General features: G+C 64.0%; 15 protein-coding genes. 9 read left to right on the plus strand and 6 right to left on the minus strand.

Going from position 1 to position 18,519, the window contains the following annotated elements; all coding sequences use genetic code 11:
• The 9 genes from BVH03_RS26610 to BVH03_RS06250 all read left to right on the plus strand — a co-directional run.
• Window positions 1–228: hypothetical protein (locus BVH03_RS26610; protein ID WP_218189536.1), on the plus strand; the 228-nt coding region annotated here is incomplete at its 5' end.
• Window positions 229–275: 47 nt separating this feature from the next.
• Entirely contained in the window at window positions 276–566 is a 291-nt protein-coding gene (locus tag BVH03_RS06215) for a type II toxin-antitoxin system ParD family antitoxin (protein WP_075960368.1), read from the plus strand.
• 2 nt (window positions 567–568) lie between these two features.
• On the plus strand, window positions 569–925 hold the full coding sequence (locus BVH03_RS06220; RefSeq protein WP_075960369.1) for a type II toxin-antitoxin system RelE/ParE family toxin: 357 nt from the start codon (window positions 569–571) through the stop codon (window positions 923–925).
• Between the two features lie 581 nt (window positions 926–1,506).
• The gene (gene mexE / locus BVH03_RS06225) at window positions 1,507–2,727 is read left to right on the plus strand and encodes a multidrug efflux RND transporter periplasmic adaptor subunit MexE (RefSeq protein ID WP_075960370.1); all 1,221 of its coding nucleotides are present in this window, start codon (window positions 1,507–1,509) and stop codon (window positions 2,725–2,727) included.
• 100 nt (window positions 2,728–2,827) lie between these two features.
• Window positions 2,828–6,004, plus strand: coding sequence for an efflux RND transporter permease subunit (locus BVH03_RS06230; protein WP_075960371.1), 3,177 nt, complete (start codon window positions 2,828–2,830; stop codon window positions 6,002–6,004).
• A gap of 5 nt (window positions 6,005–6,009) precedes the next feature.
• Window positions 6,010–7,413 carry an efflux transporter outer membrane subunit gene (locus BVH03_RS06235; protein ID WP_371915344.1) on the plus strand — a complete coding sequence of 468 codons (1,404 nt, stop codon included), beginning with the start codon at window positions 6,010–6,012 and terminating at the stop codon, window positions 7,411–7,413.
• Between the two features lie 310 nt (window positions 7,414–7,723).
• Window positions 7,724–8,221, plus strand: coding sequence for a disulfide bond formation protein B (locus tag BVH03_RS06240; protein WP_075960373.1), 498 nt, complete (start codon window positions 7,724–7,726; stop codon window positions 8,219–8,221).
• A 6-nt stretch (window positions 8,222–8,227) separates the two neighbouring features.
• A complete protein-coding gene (locus tag BVH03_RS06245; RefSeq protein WP_075960374.1) occupies window positions 8,228–9,514 on the plus strand; it encodes a glycosyltransferase family 4 protein in 1,287 nt (428 codons plus the stop codon).
• A gap of 160 nt (window positions 9,515–9,674) precedes the next feature.
• Complete coding sequence (locus BVH03_RS06250) at window positions 9,675–10,676, plus strand: TRAP transporter substrate-binding protein (protein WP_075960375.1); 1,002 nt, start codon at window positions 9,675–9,677, stop codon at window positions 10,674–10,676.
• A gap of 59 nt (window positions 10,677–10,735) precedes the next feature.
• Here BVH03_RS06250 and cysG read toward each other — a convergent pair whose 3' ends face one another.
• The 6 genes from cysG to ftsK form a co-directional block, all read right to left on the minus strand.
• Complete coding sequence (cysG, locus tag BVH03_RS06255) at window positions 10,736–12,127, minus strand: siroheme synthase CysG (RefSeq protein WP_075960376.1); 1,392 nt, start codon at window positions 12,125–12,127, stop codon at window positions 10,736–10,738.
• 161 nt (window positions 12,128–12,288) lie between these two features.
• Window positions 12,289–13,566, minus strand: coding sequence for a serine--tRNA ligase (serS, locus tag BVH03_RS06260; protein ID WP_075960377.1), 1,278 nt, complete (start codon window positions 13,564–13,566; stop codon window positions 12,289–12,291).
• A 16-nt stretch (window positions 13,567–13,582) separates the two neighbouring features.
• A complete protein-coding gene (gene crcB, locus BVH03_RS06265; protein WP_075930289.1) occupies window positions 13,583–13,957 on the minus strand; it encodes a fluoride efflux transporter CrcB in 375 nt (124 codons plus the stop codon).
• A complete protein-coding gene (locus BVH03_RS06270; RefSeq protein ID WP_075960378.1) occupies window positions 13,954–15,279 on the minus strand; it encodes a replication-associated recombination protein A in 1,326 nt (441 codons plus the stop codon). The genes crcB and BVH03_RS06270 overlap by 4 nt, the downstream gene beginning before the upstream one ends.
• Window positions 15,280–15,285: 6 nt before the next feature.
• Window positions 15,286–15,912 carry an outer membrane lipoprotein chaperone LolA gene (gene lolA, locus BVH03_RS06275; protein ID WP_075960379.1) on the minus strand — a complete coding sequence of 209 codons (627 nt, stop codon included), beginning with the start codon at window positions 15,910–15,912 and terminating at the stop codon, window positions 15,286–15,288.
• A gap of 18 nt (window positions 15,913–15,930) precedes the next feature.
• The gene (ftsK, locus tag BVH03_RS06280; protein ID WP_075960380.1) at window positions 15,931–18,339 is read right to left on the minus strand and encodes a DNA translocase FtsK; all 2,409 of its coding nucleotides are present in this window, start codon (window positions 18,337–18,339) and stop codon (window positions 15,931–15,933) included.
• Window positions 18,340–18,519 lie beyond the last annotated feature (180 nt).

An 18,519-nucleotide genomic window follows, 5' to 3' on the forward strand; every position in this document is an offset into this window, starting at 1 on the left:
GAGCGCGGAAATTCAAAATTGCCGACCAGTGCCGCCATCTTGATTAAAGATTGTCCCCGCTTCATTGATCGCGCAGCACCCAATTCAGGCATAGCGATCTTCAAATCAATCTATAGGTTGCTTTATTACGGACAGATGACTTTGAACCTTGCTGATTGGCGCCGAGTCAGCTATCACCTCATCGCCGGATGTCGGCCCCAAGCTATTCTCCCGGCGAAAATGGCATAATATGCCAACAATCAAAAGTACCTGTTTGCATAGATCTGGAGCTAGTCATGGCGACGCGAAACGTTGTGCTCACCCCTCATCAGGAACAGATTATCCATGACTTGGTGCAGTCCGGCCGTTATCAGAATGCCAGCGAAGTGATGCGAGAAGGTTTACGTTTGTTGGAGCAGCGCGTCGCCGAAGACACCGCCAAAATTGAGGCTCTGCGTCAGGCGACCTCAATCGGCATCATGGATCTTGAGCAAGGGCGCTTCACTCAGGTGAACGGAGGGGATCTGGAGCATTACCTCGAGGGCTTGAGCCTGGAGGCAACCCTCCCCGCGCGCGAGAAGCACTAAGCATGCCGCAGTATCGGATTTCCAACCCGGCGCGCGCCGACATTGTCGACATTCTCAGGTTCTCGCAGACGCAGTTCGGCGATCAAACTCGCCAGCGCTACCAAGCGCTGATCCTCGCGGCGCTGCAAGCGCTTGCCGACAAGCCTTATCGCATCGGTAGCCATGATCGCGATGAGCTAGCACCGGGTCTTCGCAGCTATCACCTCATCTATTCACGCCAGCAGGCCAAACAAACCCATGGAACGGTCAAAAGTCCACGCCATACCGTGTTCTATCGTGTGGCAAACGACGACGTGATCGAGGTCGTCAGGCTCCTTCATGACGCCATGGAAGTGCAGTTGCACTTGCCTAACGATTGATCAGCAACCTGGCCCAACGACTTAACTGACCAGGAATAACGAAGTCCGTCGGAGATTGCCATTCGCGACCACCCGCACACGCGGTGCGAAAGGCGACAAAAGTGGGGGCAAACAATGTGTTATCGACCTAAAAATATTGACCTAGAACCCAGTCAAAATGTTTTCGGTGATCCGGACAGTCTGGAATAGCTTTTAGAGCCTGTTCAAAGTCTTGTATGCGCATGGAGCGGCAGCTACAAGGTAGAGGCGGACATCGTTGCTTTATCTGTGGAAACGGGCGGGGACGCCCAGTCCGTGCCCGTGATTACTCGCGGGCATGGCCCGCACACAAATACTAAGCCGGTGGCCGCCACTTAGCCGCCGAAGTCGACGAACCTGAGCTTGAAGATCATGGCCAGATTCTTACGCCTGCCTCTAGAAGGTCTAGATTAAATAGATAGGTAGCTCTCTATTTATATTCCAACGGGTAATATCATCATTCTCGATGATATCTATCTTCGTGGTGTTCGATTCGTTCCCGGATGTTGCAGCGACCAGACTCCGCCTCCATCACTTCCCTCTCTTCTTGGCGGATCGCAATCATGGAACAGTCCAACCCAAGGCTCTGGCAATTCCCCCTGGCCCTCACCGCAGCCCTCGTGCTGGCCGCCTGTGGCAAGAGCCAGGAAACCGCACAGCAGATGCCTACCCCCAAGGTCAGCGTGGCCGAAGTCATCGAACAGCCCCTCAACGAGTGGGACGAGTTCACCGGCCGCCTCGAGGCGCCGGAATCGGTGCAGATACGCCCGCGGGTGTCCGGCTTCATCGACAAGGTGAGCTTCACCGAAGGCGCACTGGTGAACAAAGGCGACCTGCTGTTCCAGATCGACCCGCGCCCGTTCCAGGCCGAGGTCAAACGCCTCGAGGCCCAGCTGCAACAAGCCCGCTCCAACCAGGTGCGGGCCAGCAGCGAAGCCCAGCGTGGCGAGCGCCTGCGTGAAGGCAATGCGATTTCCACCGAGCTGGCCGATGCTCGCAAGAGCGCGGCGCAGGAAGCCCAGGCCGCCGTGGCCGGCATCCAGGCCGAACTCGACAACGCCCGCCTGAACCTCAGTTTCACCCGCGTCACCGCGCCCATCGATGGCCGCGTCAGCCGTGCCGAAGTGACCGCCGGCAACCTGGTGACCGCCAGCGAATCGCTGCTCACCTCGCTGGTGTCCACCGACAAGGTGTACGCCTACTTCGACGCCGACGAGCGCGCCTTCCTCAAGTACACCGAGCTGGCTCGCAAGGCCGGCCATGACAGCCGTGGCAAGAGCCCGGTGTACCTGGGTCTGTCTAATGAGGCCGGCAACCCGCATCTGGGCCAGCTGGACTTTCTCGACAACCAGGTCAACCCGCGCACCGGCACCATCCGCGGCCGCGCCGTGTTCGACAACCGTGACGGCACCTTCACCCCGGGCCTGTATGCGCGCCTGAAACTGGTGGGCAGCGACACCTACGACGCCATGCTGATCCAGGACGTCGCCGTCGGTACCGACCTGGGCAAGAAGTTCGTGCTGGTGCTCGCTGACAACAACACCGTGGCCTATCGCTCCGTGGAGCTGGGGCCCAAGCTCGAGGGGCTGCGCATCGTCCGCAGTGGTCTGGCCAAGGGCGACCGCGTGGTGGTCAACGGCCTGCAGCGTGCGATACCGGGCAGCACCGTGGACCCGCAGAGCGTACCGATGGCCGACGAGAAAACCCTGGCGACGCTGGAAAAGCAGCGCAAGGCCGTGGCCTCGGCGCGCAATGACCAATCCCTGAAGGTCAGCCTCAAGTAACACCGGGCCACGCCCTCTCCCACTTCCTACCCGAGAACCTGCTCGCGCCGCCCATGGCATGGGCAGGCTGGGCTGTGCCCGCATCAAAAGGACATTAACGATGAACTTCTCGCAGTTCTTCATCCAGCGGCCGATCTTCGCCGCCGTGCTCTCGCTGATCATCCTGATCGGCGGCGCCATCTCGCTGTTCCAGCTGCCGATCAGCGAATACCCGGAAGTGGTGCCGCCCACCGTGGTGGTGCGTGCCGACTTCCCCGGCGCCAACCCCAAGGTGATCGGCGAAACCGTGGCCTCGCCGCTCGAACAGGCCATCGTCGGCGTCGAGGGCATGCTCTACATGTCGTCCCAGGCGACCAATGACGGGCGCATGACGCTGACCATCACCTTCGCCCTGGGCACCAACCTGGATACCGCCCAGGTGCAGGTGCAGAACCGCGTCACCCGCACCATGCCGACGCTGCCTACCGAAGTGCAGCGCCTCGGCGTGACGGTCGACAAGGCCTCGTCGGACATGACCATGGTCGTGCACCTGACCTCGCCCAACGACGCCTACGACATGCTCTACCTGTCCAACTACGCCTCGTTGAACATCAAGGACGAGCTGGCTCGTCTCGATGGCGTCGGCGACGTGCAGCTGTTCGGCCTTGGTGACTACTCGATGCGCGTGTGGCTGGACCCGGACAAGGTCGCCTCCCGTGGGCTGACCGCCACCGATGTGGTCAATGCCATTCGCGAGCAGAACCGCCAGGTAGCGGCCGGCTCCCTGGGGGCGCCACCGGCTGCCAGCGACAACAGCTTCCAGCTGTCGATCAATACCCAGGGCCGGCTGGTCAGCGAGGAAGAGTTCGAGAACATCGTGGTGCGCGCCGGCGAGAACGGCGAGATCACCCGCCTCAAGGACATCGCCCGCATCGAACTGGGCTCCAAGCAATATGCCCTGCGTTCGCTGCTCAACAACAAGCCCGCCGTGGCCATGCCGATCTTCCAGCGCCCGGGTTCCAACGCCATCGCCATTTCCGAAGCGGTGCGCGAGCGCATGGCCGAACTCAAGCAGAGCTTCCCGGAAGGCGTGGATTACGAAATCGTCTACGACCCGACCATCTTCGTGCGCGAGTCCATCGAGGCGGTGGTGCACACCCTGCTCGAAGCCATCGTGCTGGTGGTGCTGGTGGTGATCCTGTTCCTGCAGACCTGGCGCGCCTCGATCATCCCCCTGGCCGCCGTGCCGGTGTCGCTGATCGGCACCTTCGCGGTCATGCACATGTTCGGTTTCTCGCTCAACGCCCTGTCGCTGTTCGGCCTGGTACTGGCCATCGGCATCGTGGTGGATGACGCCATCGTCGTGGTGGAGAACGTCGAACGCAACATCGGCCTCGGCAAGACGCCGTTGGAGGCGACCCGTCAGGCCATGAAGGAAGTCACCGGGCCGATCGTCGCCACCGCCCTGGTGCTCTGCGCCGTGTTCGTGCCGACCGCCTTCATCTCCGGCCTCACCGGGCAGTTCTACCAGCAGTTCGCGCTGACCATCGCCATCTCCACGGTGATCTCCGCCTTCAACTCGCTGACCCTGTCGCCGGCCTTGGCCGCCGTATTGCTCAAAGGTCATCACGAGCCCAAGGACCGCTTCTCGGTAGTGCTCGACCGCCTGTTTGGGCGCTGGCTGTTCAACCCCTTCAACCGCGTGTTCGAGCGGGCCAGCCATGGTTACGTCGGCGCCGTGCGCCGGGTGGTGCGCGGTAGCGGCATCGCCCTGATCGTCTACGCGGGCCTCATGGGGCTGACCTATATGGGCTTTTCCAGCACCCCGACCGGCTTCGTACCGCCTCAGGACAAGCAGTACCTGGTGGCCTTCGCTCAGTTGCCGGACGCCGCCAGCCTGGACCGCAGCGAAGCGGTGATCAAGCGCATGTCGGACATCGCCGCCAAGCACCCAGGCGTGGAAAACACCGTGGCGTTCCCGGGGCTGTCGATCAACGGCTTCACCAACAGCCCGAACAGCGGCATTGTCTTCGTCACCCTGAAGAACTTCGACCAGCGCAAGGACGCCTCGCTGAGCGCCAACGCGATTGCCGCCGACCTCAACGGCCAGTTCTCCAGCATTCAGGAAGCCTACATCGCCATCTTCCCGCCACCGCCGGTGATGGGCCTGGGCACCATTGGCGGCTTCCGCGTGCAGCTGCAGGACCGTGGCAGCCTGGGGTACGAAGAGCTGTACAAGCAGACCCAGAACATCATCGCCAAGAGCCAGAACGTGCCGGAGCTGGTCGGGTTGTTCACCAGCTATCAGGTCAACGTGCCCCAGGTGGAAGCCAACCTCGATCGTGAGAAGGCCAAGACCCACGGCGTAGCCATCGATGACATCTTCGACACCATGCAGGTCTACCTCGGTTCGCTGTACGCCAACGACTTCAACCGTTTTGGCCGTACCTACCAGGTCAACGTGCAGGCCGATCAGCGCTTCCGCCTGGACGCCGAGCAGATCGGCCAACTGAAGGTGCGCAACAACCGTGGCGAGATGATCCCGTTGTCGACCTTCGTCAAGGTCAGCGACACCTCCGGCCCCGACCGGGTGATGCACTACAACGGCTTCATCACCGCCGAGATCAACGGCGCCGCAGCACCGGGCTACAGCTCCGGCCAGGCCGAAGCGGCGATGGCCAAGCTGCTCAAGGAAGAACTGCCCAACGGCATGAGCTACGAGTGGACCGAGCTGACCTACCAGCAGATTCTCGCCGGCAACACCGCACTGTTCGTGTTCCCGCTCTGCGTGCTGCTGGCCTTCCTGGTGCTGGCCGCCCAATACGAGAGCTGGAGCCTGCCGCTGGCGGTGATCCTGATCGTGCCGACGGTGCTGCTGTCGGCCATTACCGGGGTGATCCTGTCCGGCGGCGACAACAACATCTTCACCCAGATCGGCCTGATCGTATTGGTTGGCCTGGCATGCAAGAACGCGATCCTGATCGTCGAGTTCGCCAAGGAACAGCAGGAGCACGGCCTGGATCGCGTCGCCGCGGTGCTGGAAGCCTGCCGCCTGCGTCTGCGGCCGATCCTGATGACCAGCTTCGCCTTCATCATGGGCGTGGTCCCGCTGGTGCTGTCCAGCGGCGCCGGCGCGGAAATGCGCCATGCCATGGGCGTCGCGGTATTCAGCGGCATGCTCGGCGTGACCTTCTTCGGCCTGCTGCTCACCCCGGTGTTCTACGTACTGATTCGCGCCTTCGTGGAAAAACGCCAGGCGCGCAAACAACAGGCCCGTCTGCAGGAGGCCCAGGCATGAATTCGATGACTCACTTGGTGCCACGCACGCTGCTGATCTCAGCCCTGGCGCTGGCCATCAGCGCCTGCGCGGTCGGCCCGGACTACCAGGCGCCGCAGGATGCCACCTCGGTGTCGGCGCAAGCGGCCCAGGGCCGCTATGACACCGCCCGCTTCGAAGCGCAGTGGTGGCAACAATTCGACGACCCGACCCTGAATCAACTGGTCGATCAGTCGCTGCAGAACAACCGCGAGCTGCGCGTGGCCTACGCCCGGCTGCGCGCTGCCCGGTCGATTCGCGACGACGTCGCCAACGACCGTCTGCCCACCGTGACCAGCCGGGCCAGCAGCGAAATCGGCAAGGCCCAGCAGCCCGGCGTGACCGAGCAGCGGGTCAATGCCGAGCGTTATGACCTGGGCCTGGACATGGCCTGGGAGCTCGATCTGTTCGGTCGCATCCAGCGGCAGCTGGAAGCCAGCGAGGCGCAGATCGAAGTGGCCCAGGCCGACTATCAGCAGCTGCAGGTCAGCCTGATCGCCGAACTGGTCGACGCCTACGGCACCTTGCGTGGAGCGCAGTTGCGCGAAGGCATCGCCCGCTCCGATCTGCAGAACCAGCAGTCGTCTCGGGACATCATCGAACGTCGCCGCGAAGTCGGTATGGGCAGCGAGCTGGACGTGCTGCGCTCCGACGCCCGCCTGGCGGCCACCGAAGCGACGCTGCCGCAACTGCAGGCGCAGCAGGTGCGGGCGCGCAACCGCATTGCCACCCTGCTCGGCCAACGCCCGGAGCAACTCAGCGTGGACTTGGCGCCGCGCCCGCTGCCGGCCATTGCCAAGGCACTGCCGATCGGTGACCCGGGCGAGCTGCTGCGTCGCCGGCCGGACGTGCGCGCCGCCGAACGCGAGCTGGCGGCGGCTACCGCCCAGGTCGGCGTGGCCACGGCGGATCTGTTCCCGCGGGTCAGCCTGTCCGGCTTCCTCGGCTTTACCGCCGGCCGCGGCTCGCAGCTCGGCTCCTCGGCAGCGCGCGCCTGGGGCGTGGCGCCAACCATCAGCTGGGCCGCGTTCGACCTTGGCAGCGTCAGGGCCCGCCTGCGCGGCGCCGAAGCGGATGCCGACGGCGCCCTGGCGAGTTACGAGCAGCAGGTGCTGCTGGCCCTGGAGGAATCGGAGAACGCCTTCAGCGACTACGGCAAACGCCAGCAGCGTCTGCTGTCGCTGGTGCGCCAGTCCGAGGCCAGCCGCGCCGCCGCAGCCCAGGCCGCCCTGCAGTACCGCGAAGGCAGCGCTGATTTCCTCGTGCTGCTCGACGCCGAACGCGAACGCCTGGCCGCCGAAGACAGCCAGGCCCAGGCCGAGGTCGAGCTGTATCAGGGCATCGTCGCCATCTACAAGGCCCTGGGTGGCGGTTGGCAGCCGGCCTCCTGAATACCCTTTCCCTCCCGGCCGCTTGTCGGCCCCTGTTGCCCCACGCAGATGCCCCTCTGCGTGGGGATTTTTTGTGCTCAGGGTCCGAGTCGACCGCTGCCCATGTGGGAGCGCGCAGGGACGCCCAGTCCATGGGCGCGAAATCACCGGCATGGCCCATTCCCAAAGAAAATACCCATCGTCACTGAGCGCGATCGTATCCAGGCCCGCAAAAATGATGGATTTCATCGCAATCCTCGATTGCCCGGCACGCTGCCTTCCGGTACAAACGGCACCTTGTCGCCGTAGGCCCTCGCCCCTGGAGAATTGCATGTCCCGCCCCGCCCCGCTGTTGCTGCTGATCGCCCTGGCCAGCGTCCTGATGCTCGCCGGCGCCCTGATTGCCCAGCATGTATTCGGCTGGGAACCCTGCACCCTGTGCGTGCAGATTCGCCTGTGGCTATGCCTGACCGCCGTCATCGCCTTGCTGCTGAGCGCCGCCTCGGCAGCCCGCCAGACCTGGCTGGCGGTACTGCTGTGGCCGCTGCTGCTCGCCGCCAGCGGTATGGCGCTGATCGACAACGCCCACGTCACGCTGATCGAACTGGGCATCATGGAAAGCAGCAGTTGCTCACCCTTCCCGTTCTACTACCAGCAGTTGCCCTTGCACGAATACTGGCCTGGCGTGTTCATGAGCGGCGGCGTGTGCGGCATGAACGATTACAAGATTCTTGGCGTGCCGTTCACCGCGTGGACGCTGGCAAGCATCGCCGCGCTGTTCGTGCTGGTGCTGGTCACTCTGTGGCGCAGCATTCGCGGCACGCGCTGAGCCCTTATGCGCAAGGTACTGGTGCTCGGCTACGTGTGGCCGGAGCCGCGTTCGTCTGCCGCTGGCAGCCGCATGCTGGAACTGCTCGGGGTGTTTCGCTCCCAGGGCTGGCAGGTCACCTTCGCCAGCGCCGCGGCGTTGTCCAGCCATCGTGCCGACCTGGCCACGCTTGCGATCGAGGAGGTCGCCGTCGCCCTGAACTGCGACAGCTTCGATCGCTATGTCGCCAGCCACCAACCGGACCTGGTGCTGTTCGACCGTTTCTTCACCGAGGAGCAGTTCGGCTGGCGGGTGGAACGCGCCTGGCCTACGGCGCTGCGGGTGCTCGACACCAGTGACCTGCATTGTCTGCGCGACGCCCGCCACGCTTTGCTCAAGGCCAGCCAGCAGACCTGCGACAACGAAACTCAGCGGCAGCAGGTCGGGCCCGTACAGGCATCCCCGCAGCAGCTGTACGCGGCCATGGCGACCGGCGACATGGCCCAGCGCGAAGTGGCGTCGATCTACCGCTGCGACCTGACGCTGATGATTTCCGCGTTCGAGATGCAATTGCTGCAGGCGCAGTTCGGCGTGCCGGCGTGCCTCTTGCACGACTGCGCGCTGATGCTGATCCCGCCTGTGCTGGCCGACCTGCCCTTTGCCGAACGTGCGCATTTCCTGAGCATCGGCAATTTCCGCCATGCGCCCAACTGGGACGCCGTGTTGTGGCTCAAGCATACCCTTTGGCCATTGATTCGTGCACGCTTGCCCCAGGCGCAGTTGCACGTCCATGGCGCCTACCCACCGCCCAAGGCCACGGCGCTGCACAACCCCAGGCAGGGCTTTCACGTGCTGGGCTGGGTGGACGACGCGCATCGGGTGATGGCCCAGGCCCGGGTCTGCCTGGCGCCTCTGCGCTTCGGTGCGGGTATCAAGGGCAAGCTGGCCGATGCCATGGCCTGCGGTACCCCCAGCGTGACCACCCGTATCGGCAGCGAAGGCATGCACGGCGAGCTGCCCTGGCCGGGGCACGTGAGCGATGAGGCCCAGGCCTTTGCCGAGGCGGCCGTGCAGCTTCATGAAGACCCGGCGACGTGGTCGCAAGCGCGTAGCTACATCGCGCCGCTACTACAGCAGCGCTTCGATCGCCCGCGGCTCGGCGCCGAACTGCTCGCCCGGCTGGAGCAGTTACTGGAGACGCGCGAGCAGCATCGCCAGCTGAACTTCGTGGGCGCCATGCTGCGTCACCACCAGCACAAGAGCACCCAGTACATGTCCCAGTGGATCGCCGCGAAGAACGCCCGCGGCGGCTGATCCGGCGCAAGCTGGCATTTTGCCGCAGCCAGGACGGCTGTCACATATATGGCGCCATGATTGCAGTAGACTTCGCCTACAATCCTAAGCGGTTCCTACGGGCGCTAATGCCAACCGGCGTCCGACCGTGAAAACAGTCGACAAGAATAAGGTCATCCACATGCTGAAAAAGATCGCTGTCGCGGCCGTCTGTGCCCTGACACTCACCTCCTACGCCGCCGTTGCCCAGGAAAGCACGCTGGTAATCAAACTTTCCCATGTGGTGGCGGACGACACGCCCAAGGGCCAGGGCGCCCTGATGTTCCAACGCCTGGTCGATCAGCGTCTGGAAGGCAAGGTGCGGGTCGAGGTGTTTCCCAATTCGTCACTGTATGGCGATGCCAACGAGCTCGAGGCCCTGCGCAACAACGAGGTGCAGATGCTCGCGCCGTCGCTGGCCAAGTTCGACCAGTACACCAAGCAGTTGCAGGTGTTCGACCTGCCTTTCATATTCGATGACCTGGAGGCCGTCAATCGCTTCCAGAAGCGCGCCAAGGGGCGTCAGCTGCTGCGCTCGATGGAAGATCAGAACATCGTTGGCCTGGCCTATTGGCACAACGGCATGAAGCAGATGTCGGCGACCAAGGCCCTGCGCCTGCCAGGCGACGCCGCCGGCCTGAACTTCCGCATCCAGAATTCCAAGGTGCTCGATGCCCAGTTCGCCCAGCTGGGTGCGACCGCGGTGAAGATGCCCTTCGCCGAGGTCTACAAGGGCCTGCAGAGCGGTCAGGTACAGGGCGCTGAAAACCCCTGGTCGAACCTCTACAGCCAGCGCCTGCACGAGGTTCAGCCGTTCATCACCGAAACCAACCACGGCGTGCTCGACTACATGCTGATCAGCAACGCGCGCTTCTGGTACGCCATCCCTCACCAGATCCGCACCGAGCTGGAAGCGATCATCGACGAAGTCACCTATGCGGTGAACCGCCAGGCCGAAGAAGCCAACCAGGCCGATCGCCGCCGCATCGAAGCCTCCGGCAAGAGTCAGATCATCAGCCTTACCCCGGAACAGCGCCAGGCCTGGCGCGATGCGATGCAGCCGGTATGGCAACAGTTCGAGGCGGAGATCGGCAGCGACGTGATCAAGGCGGCTCAGGTAGTGAACCGCAAGCGCCACGATTGATCGGCATTCGAACGAAAGAGGCCCGCGTCATGCGGGCCTCATTGTTTTTGCCCCCAGGTTCAGGCGTGCTGCGCCCCTTCGAACCAGGCCAGTTTCTCCCTCAACAACACCACTTCCCCGACGATCACCAGAGTCGGGGCGTGCACTTCATGCCGTGCTACCAGGTCCGGCAAGTTGGCCAGGGTGCCGGTGAATACCCGCTGGTTTTCCGTGGTGCCCTGCTGGATCAGCGCCGCCGGTGTGCTGGCAGCGCGACCGTGGGCGACCAGTTGCTGGCAGATGGTCGGCAGGCCGACCAGGCCCATGTAGAACACCAGGGTCTGGCTGGAAGCCACCAGCTCCTGCCACGGCAGATCGGCGCTACCGTCCTTCAAGTGCCCGGTGACGAAACGTACCGACTGGGCATGATCGCGATGCGTCAGGGGGATGCCGGCGTAAGCCGAACAGCCGCTGGCCGCGGTGATGCCCGGCACCACCTGAAAAGGAATGCCGTGGGCCGCCAGTTGCTCGATCTCCTCGCCGCCACGGCCGAAGATGAACGGGTCGCCGCCCTTGAGGCGCAACACACGCTTGCCGGCCTTGGCCAGATCGATCAGGCGCCCGTTAATCTGCTCCTGGGGCACGGCGTGATCGGCGCGGCGCTTGCCCACGTAGATGCGCTCGGCATCACGGCGGCACAGCTCGACGATGGCCGGGGCGACCAGACGGTCGTAGAGCACCACGTCGGCCTGCTGCATCAGGCGCAACGCGCGGAAGGTCAACAGATCGGGATCGCCGGGGCCAGCGCCGACCAGGTACACCTCGCCCAGCGCCTGGGGCGCCGCGCCGTTGATCTTGTCTTCGAGCAGACGGCGGGCTTCACTGAGCTTGCCGGCGAATGCACTCTCGGCCACCGGGCCCTGGAATACGTCTTCCCAGAATACGCGGCGCTGCTGTACGTCGGGGAACAGGCTTTTGACCTGGGCTCGGAAGATTTTCGCCAACCCGGCCAACTGGCCATAGGTTGCCGGGATCCAGGTCTCGATCTTGGCGCGAATCAGGCGTGCCAGCACCGGCGCGTCGCCACCGCTGCTGACCGCGACGATCAGCGGCGAACGGTCGACGATGGCTGGGAAGATCACGCTGCACAGCGCTGGCGCATCGACCACGTTGACCGGAATGCCGAGGGCCTGGGTCTGCTCGGATATCTGCGCATTGAGCGGCACGTCGTCGGTCGCCGCGATGACCAGCGACACGCCTTGCAGGTCGCCCGCCTCGTAGCGACGCAGCAGCAACTGCCCTGCTCCTTGCTCGACCAGTTCGCGCAATTCGCTGACCACGTCGGGCGACACCACCCGTAATGTACCGCCGGCATCGGCCAGCAGCCGCGCCTTGCGCAAGGCGATTTCGCCACCGCCTACTACCAGCACGCGGCGGTTCTGCAGTTTGTGGAACAGGGGGAGGAAGTCCATAACAAGGCCTGCTTCAGTCGCCCACGGCAGCGACGGTAAAAAATGGCGGCCCCGAGACAACGCTCGGGGCCTGATCGGTACGGTGGATCGGGCGCGTAGCCGGCGCTCTATTGGTCCACCGTTGGCTCAGTAGAGCGCCCAAGCCTTCTCGCAAGCCCGCTTCAGATGACTTCGATGCCACCCATGTACGGCTTCAGCACCTCCGGTACGCGGATGGTGCCGTCGGCCTGCTGGTAGTTCTCCAGCACGGCCACCAGGGTACGGCCCACCGCCAGGCCGGAGCCGTTGAGGGTGTGCAGCAGCTCGGGCTTGCCGGTTTCCGGGTTGCGATAACGGGCCTGCATGCGGCGTGCCTGGAAGTCGCCACAGTTGGAGCACGAGGAGATTTCGCGGTACTTGTCCTGGCTCGGCACCCAGACTTCCAGGTCGTAGGTCTTGGTCGCGCTGAAGCCCATGTCGCCGGTGCACAGCGCGAGAACGCGGTACGGCAGCTCGAGCAGCTGCAACACTTTCTCGGCGTGGCCGGTCAGCTCTTCCAGTGCTTCGAAAGACTTGCCCGGCTCGACCACGTGAACCATCTCGACCTTGTCGAACTGGTGCTGGCGAATCATCCCGCGGGTGTCACGGCCCGATGCACCGGCCTCGCTGCGGAAGCACGGCGTATGGGCGACGAACTTCAACGGCAGTTGCTTGGCCTCGACGATCTCGCCGGCGACGATATTGGTCAGCGACACTTCGGCGGTCGGGATCAGGTAGAAGTCGGCTTCGCCTTCGCGGCTGATCTTGAACAGGTCTTCCTCGAACTTCGGCAGCTGGCCGGTGCCCTGCAGCGCGGGCGCCTGCACCAGGTAAGGCGTGTAGGCTTCCTCGTAACCGTGTTCGGCAGTGTGCAGGTTGATCATGAACTGCGCCAGGGCGCGGTGCAGACGGGCGATCGGCCCACGCAGCAGAGCGAAGCGCGCGCCGGACAGCTTGGCGGCGGTTTCGAAATCCAGCCAGCCGTGCTGCTCGCCGAGGCTGACATGATCCTGCACGGCGAAATCGAAGGCACGCGGGGTACCCCAGCGACGCACCTCGACGTTGTCGTCTTCATCGGCGCCCACCGGCACCGACTCGTGCGGCAGATTGGGGATACTCAGCAGCAGGTTGTCGAGCTCGACCTGGATGCCGTCCAGTTCGCGCTTGCCCGCTTCCAGCTCGTTGCCCATGCGGTCGACATCGGCCAGCAGTGGCGCGATGTCTTCACCGCGCTGTTTGGCCTGGCCAATGGACTTGGATCGACTGTTGCGCTCGGCCTGCAGTTGCTCGGTGCGGGTCTGAACGGACTTGCGCTGCGCCTCGAGGGCTTCGACGCGGGTCACGTCCAGTTCATAGCCACGGGTGGCCAGACGCTGGGCAATATCGTGCAGTTGGCTGCGCACCAGTTTGGAATCGAGCATTTCAGGTTCTCGTCGATCAGAGTTTGGTTAACGAAAGGCCTGCCCAGGTGGCGAGCAGGCCGCCCAGGACACTCACTGCCACATAGGCCAGGGCCAGTGGCGCCTGGCTGCCTTCAAGCAGGCGCAGGGTGTCCAGGGAAAACGAAGAAAATGTGGTGAAACCGCCCAGCACGCCGACGATCAGCCCTGCCCGAACGGGCAGCGGCACCTCGGGGCGCATCAGGAACAGGCCGTAGAGTACCCCGATCAGCAGGCAACCGACGAGGTTGACGATCAAGGTCGCGCCATAAAAATGCTGTGGCCAGTTGGCATTGACCCAGTTGCCGGTGAAAAACCGCGCCAGGGTGCCCAGGGCACCGCCGACGGCTACCGCGACGATGGTCGTGATCATGGCTTTCTCCGCTGCCGGGGGCTGTTGGCATCCTGGTTGGCCAGATGGGCCAGCTTGTCGCGAATTTTCAGTTCCAGGCCGCGCGGCACCGGCTCGTAATAGCGCCTAGGTTCGAGGTCTTCCGGGAAGTAGTATTCGCCGGCCGCGTAGGCGTCGGGCTCATCGTGGGCGTAGCGGTATTCGTCGCCGTAGCCGAGCTCCTTCATCAGCTTGGTCGGTGCGTTGCGCAGGTGCAGCGGCACCTCTCGCGAGCCATTCTCGGCGATATCACGCTTGGCGGCCTTGAAGGCCATGTACACAGCGTTGCTCTTCGGCGCACAGGCCAGGTAGACGATGGCCTGGGCCACGGCCAGCTCGCCCTCGGGACTACCCAGACGTTCCTGCACGTCCCAGGCGTTCAGGCACAGGGTCAGAGCGCGCGGGTCGGCGTTGCCGATATCCTCGCTGGCCATGCGCACCACGCGGCGGGCGATGTACAGCGGGTCGCAGCCGCCGTCGAGCATGCGTGCGAACCAGTACAGCGCACCGTCCGGGCTGGAGCCGCGAATCGATTTGTGCAGCGCGGAGATCTGGTCGTAGAACGCTTCGCCACCCTTGTCGAAACGCCGCCGCGTGTCGCCAAGCAGATCGAGCAGCAGCTCGGTGCTGATCTCACCGCCGTCCTCGGCCAGGTCAGCCGCGTTCTCGAGAAAATTGAGAAACCGCCGGCCGTCGCCGTCCGCGGCACTCTTGAGAATCTCGAAGCTTTCTTCCGGCAGCGTCAGGCGGCGTTCGCCAAGCCCTTTGGCCTCGTTCAGGGCACGGCCGACCAGCTTGCGCAGCGCAGCGTCGTCGAGGCTCTTGAGCACATAGACGCGGGCACGGGACAACAAGGCGTTGTTGAGCTCGAAGGACGGGTTTTCGGTGGTCGCGCCGATGAAGATCAGCGTGCCGTCTTCGACATAGGGAAGAAACGCGTCCTGCTGGGACTTGTTGAAGCGATGCACTTCGTCGACGAACAGGATGGTACGACGGCCATACTGGGCAGCATGCTGCTGGGCGACCTCGACGGCCTGGCGGATTTCCTTGACCCCGGACAGCACCGCGGAAATGGTCTCGAAATGCGCATCGGTGACCTGGGCCAGCAGGCGCGCCAGGGTGGTCTTGCCGACCCCGGGCGGGCCCCAGAAGATCATCGAGTGCAGGGCGCCCTGCTCCAAGGCTTCGCGCAGCGGTTTGCCGCGGGCCAGCAGATGCTCCTGGCCGACATATTCGTCCAGCGTGGTCGCCCGCAAACGGGCGGCCAGGGGCTGGGCGACGGGTGCGCTGCGAAACAGATCCACGACGACCTACTCTTGGATGACGTCCGCACCCTCGGGGATTTCGAAGCTGAACTGCTTGTCATCCAGAGGCTGGTTCATCTTCACGCTCATGAACAGGATGTTGGTGCGCTGGCCGATGCTGTCGATCAGTTGCATGTCGTTCAGCACGCCGTTGCGAAAGGACAGACGCAGGCTGTCGAACAGGGTGTCCTTGGACTTCGGCTTGAGGATGAAATCCACCACGTTGCCACCTTCCTTGAAGGTGATCTCGAAGTTTTCGCGAATCTGCGACACGTCGCCGGACAGCAGCAGCGCCGGCGTGTGGGTCAGGCGCTGGTCGAGGGACTGAATGGTGACCTGCTCCAGGTCCGGATCGTACAGCCAGACCTGCTTGCCGTCGGAAACCAGCAACTGTTCCATAGGCTCGTCGGTGTGCCAGCGGAACTGGCCCGGCCGCTTGAGTGCCAGCTCGCCGGCGGTTTCCTGCAGCTGGGTGCCGCTGCCGTCGAGCGACAGCTGGGAAAAGCGTGCGGTGATGGTCTGCGCCTGGTTGAGCAGCTCGGTCAGGCGTGTGACCGCCGCCTCGTCGTCAGCGTGGGCGAACAGGCTGGCCGTGGTGAGAACGGCAAGCAGCATCAGGCGAATCAGGCGCATGTGAATCCTCTGTCGGAGTTAATCGCGGCTCGAACCAGGTGCGATGACCTCGCGCGAGCCGTTGGTGTTCATCGGGGTGACGACGCCGGCCATTTCCATGGCTTCGATCATGCGAGCAGCGCGGTTGTAGCCGATCTTCAGTTTGCGCTGCACCGAAGAGATCGAGGCGCGGCGGCTCTCCAGTACGAAGTTGACCGCTTCGTCGTACAAAGGATCACTCTCGCTGTCTTCACCGCCCTCGCCGCCGCTGCCGCCGTCGAAGCCACCGCCGCCGCCTTCTTCGGCGCCGGCGAGGATGTCTTCGTTGTAATCCGGTGCGCCGCGCAGTTTCCAGGCCTCCACCACGCGGTGCACTTCGTCATCGGACACGAAAGCACCATGCACGCGGATCGGCAGGCTGGTGCCCGGCGGCATGTAGAGCATGTCGCCGTGGCCGAGCAGCTGCTCGGCGCCGCCCTGGTCGATGATGGTGCGCGAGTCGATCTTGCTCGATACCTGGAACGCCATACGGGTCGGGATGTTGGCCTTGATCAGGCCGGTGATCACGTCCACCGACGGGCGCTGGGTGGCGAGAATCAGGTGGATACCAGCCGCACGCGCCTTCTGGGCGATACGGGCGATCAGCTCTTCGACCTTCTTGCCGACGATCATCATCATGTCGGCGAATTCGTCGACCACCACCACGATGGTCGGCAGCGGCTTGAGCAGCGGTGCTTCGTCTTCCATGCTCTCGCGGCGATACAGCGGGTCGGCCAGCGGCTCGCCGGCCTCGATGGCGTCCTTGACCTTGCGGTTGAAACCGGCCAGGTTGCGCACGCCCATCTTCGACATCAGCTTGTAGCGGCGCTCCATCTCCGCCACGCTCCAGCGCAGAGCGTTGGCCGCCTCCTTCATGTCGGTGACCACCGGGCACAGCAAGTGTGGAATGCCCTCGTAGATCGAAAGCTCGAGCATCTTCGGGTCGATCATGATCAGCCGCGCGTCTTCCGGGCTCGACTTGAACAGGATCGACAGGATCATCGCGTTGACGCCCACCGACTTACCGGAACCGGTGGTACCGGCCACCAGCAGGTGCGGCATCTTCGCCAGGTCGGTGATCACCGGCTTGCCGCCGATGTCGTGGCCCAGGGCCAGGGCCACCGGCGACTTAGCGTCGTCGTATTCCGGGGTGGACAGCACTTCGGAGAAGCGCACGATCTGGCGGTTCTCGTTGGGAATTTCGATACCTACGGTGGTCTTGCCGGGAATCACTTCCACGACGCGCACGCTGGTTACCGCCAGCGAACGCGCCAGGTCCTTGGCCAGGTTGGAGATGCGGCTGACCTTGACACCGGCCGCTGGCTGGATTTCGTAGCGGGTGATCACCGGGCCCGGATGGATCGAATCCACCGTGACCTCGACGCCGAACTCCTTGAGCTTGATTTCCAGCAGATGGCCGACGCCCGCCAGGGACTCGGGCGAGTACTCGACCTTCTTGGCCTCGGCCGGGTCAAGCAGGGAAATGGGCGGCAAGGTGCCTTCCACGGCGCTGTCGACGAACAGCGGCACCTGCTTCTCCTTCTGCACGCGCTTGCTCGGCTCCGGCGCCTTGGGCGCCGCCGGTGCGGAAATCACCGGTGCCGGGCGACTCTCGCGCTCGGTCATGTGCTTGTTGAGCGACTCTTCGCGCTCGATCAGACGTTCCTTGACCTTGGCCTGTTCGCGGCGGTCCTTGACCACCGGGGCGGCGACGTCGTGCACGCGCTCGTCCACCTCGCGCAGCTGGGCGACCAGTTGCTTGCGATCCTGGCGCGCACTCCACCAGCGGTTGACCACGCTCTGCACCAGCTCCAGCAGGTCGAGGGTGATCTTGCCGGTCAGGTCCATGACCTTGAACCAGGACAGGTCGGTGAACACGGTCAGGCCGAACAGGAACAGGGCGATAAACAGCAGCGTGCTGCCCTGCACGTTGAGCGCGGAAACGGTCAGTTGCCCGAGGCTCTCACCCAGCGCGCCGCCGGCCGAGGCCGGCATGTTGGCGCCGCTGTGGAAATGAATGTAGGCCAGCGCCGCGCCGGAAAGCACCAGGAACACCAGGCCGATCAGCCGCCAGGAGAACAGCCAGCCGCTCCAATGCCACGGCTCGTGGCGCGCGCGAAACACCTGCAGGGCCTTGATGCCCAGCAGCAGCGGAAACAGGTAGGCGAAATAGCCTAGGGCCATGAACAATACATCGGCGAACCAGGCGCCGGCGCGCCCCGCTGCGTTGTGCACCTGCTCGACGTTGCTGGTGTGCGTCCAGCCCGGGTCGGCCGGATCGTAGGTGAGCAGCGCCATCCACACGTAGAGACACAGCGCTCCGAGAGCGATCAGGGCGCCCTCTTTGAGGCGATATGGCAATTGCTGACGCCAGGCCGGCGCCGGTGCTGTAGAGCTAGAGTTCTTCAAAACGCATCTGTTCCTGCGCTGCTAGCGCGCCGAATGATCGGTGGAGGACGAAACGCCGCCATTGTACGGCATGCCGCCGGTGCGTTGGGGAACCAATCGCCCCGCTGGCTCCCGCTTGTCCCGTGCTTCGGTGTAGCATAGCGGCCACTATTCGTCCGTGCGGCTCAATTTGAGCATGCA

Origin of the sequence: Pseudomonas sp. PA15(2017) (assembly GCF_001945395.1) — a bacterium.
In the GTDB taxonomy this organism is placed as follows: domain Bacteria; phylum Pseudomonadota; class Gammaproteobacteria; order Pseudomonadales; family Pseudomonadaceae; genus Aquipseudomonas.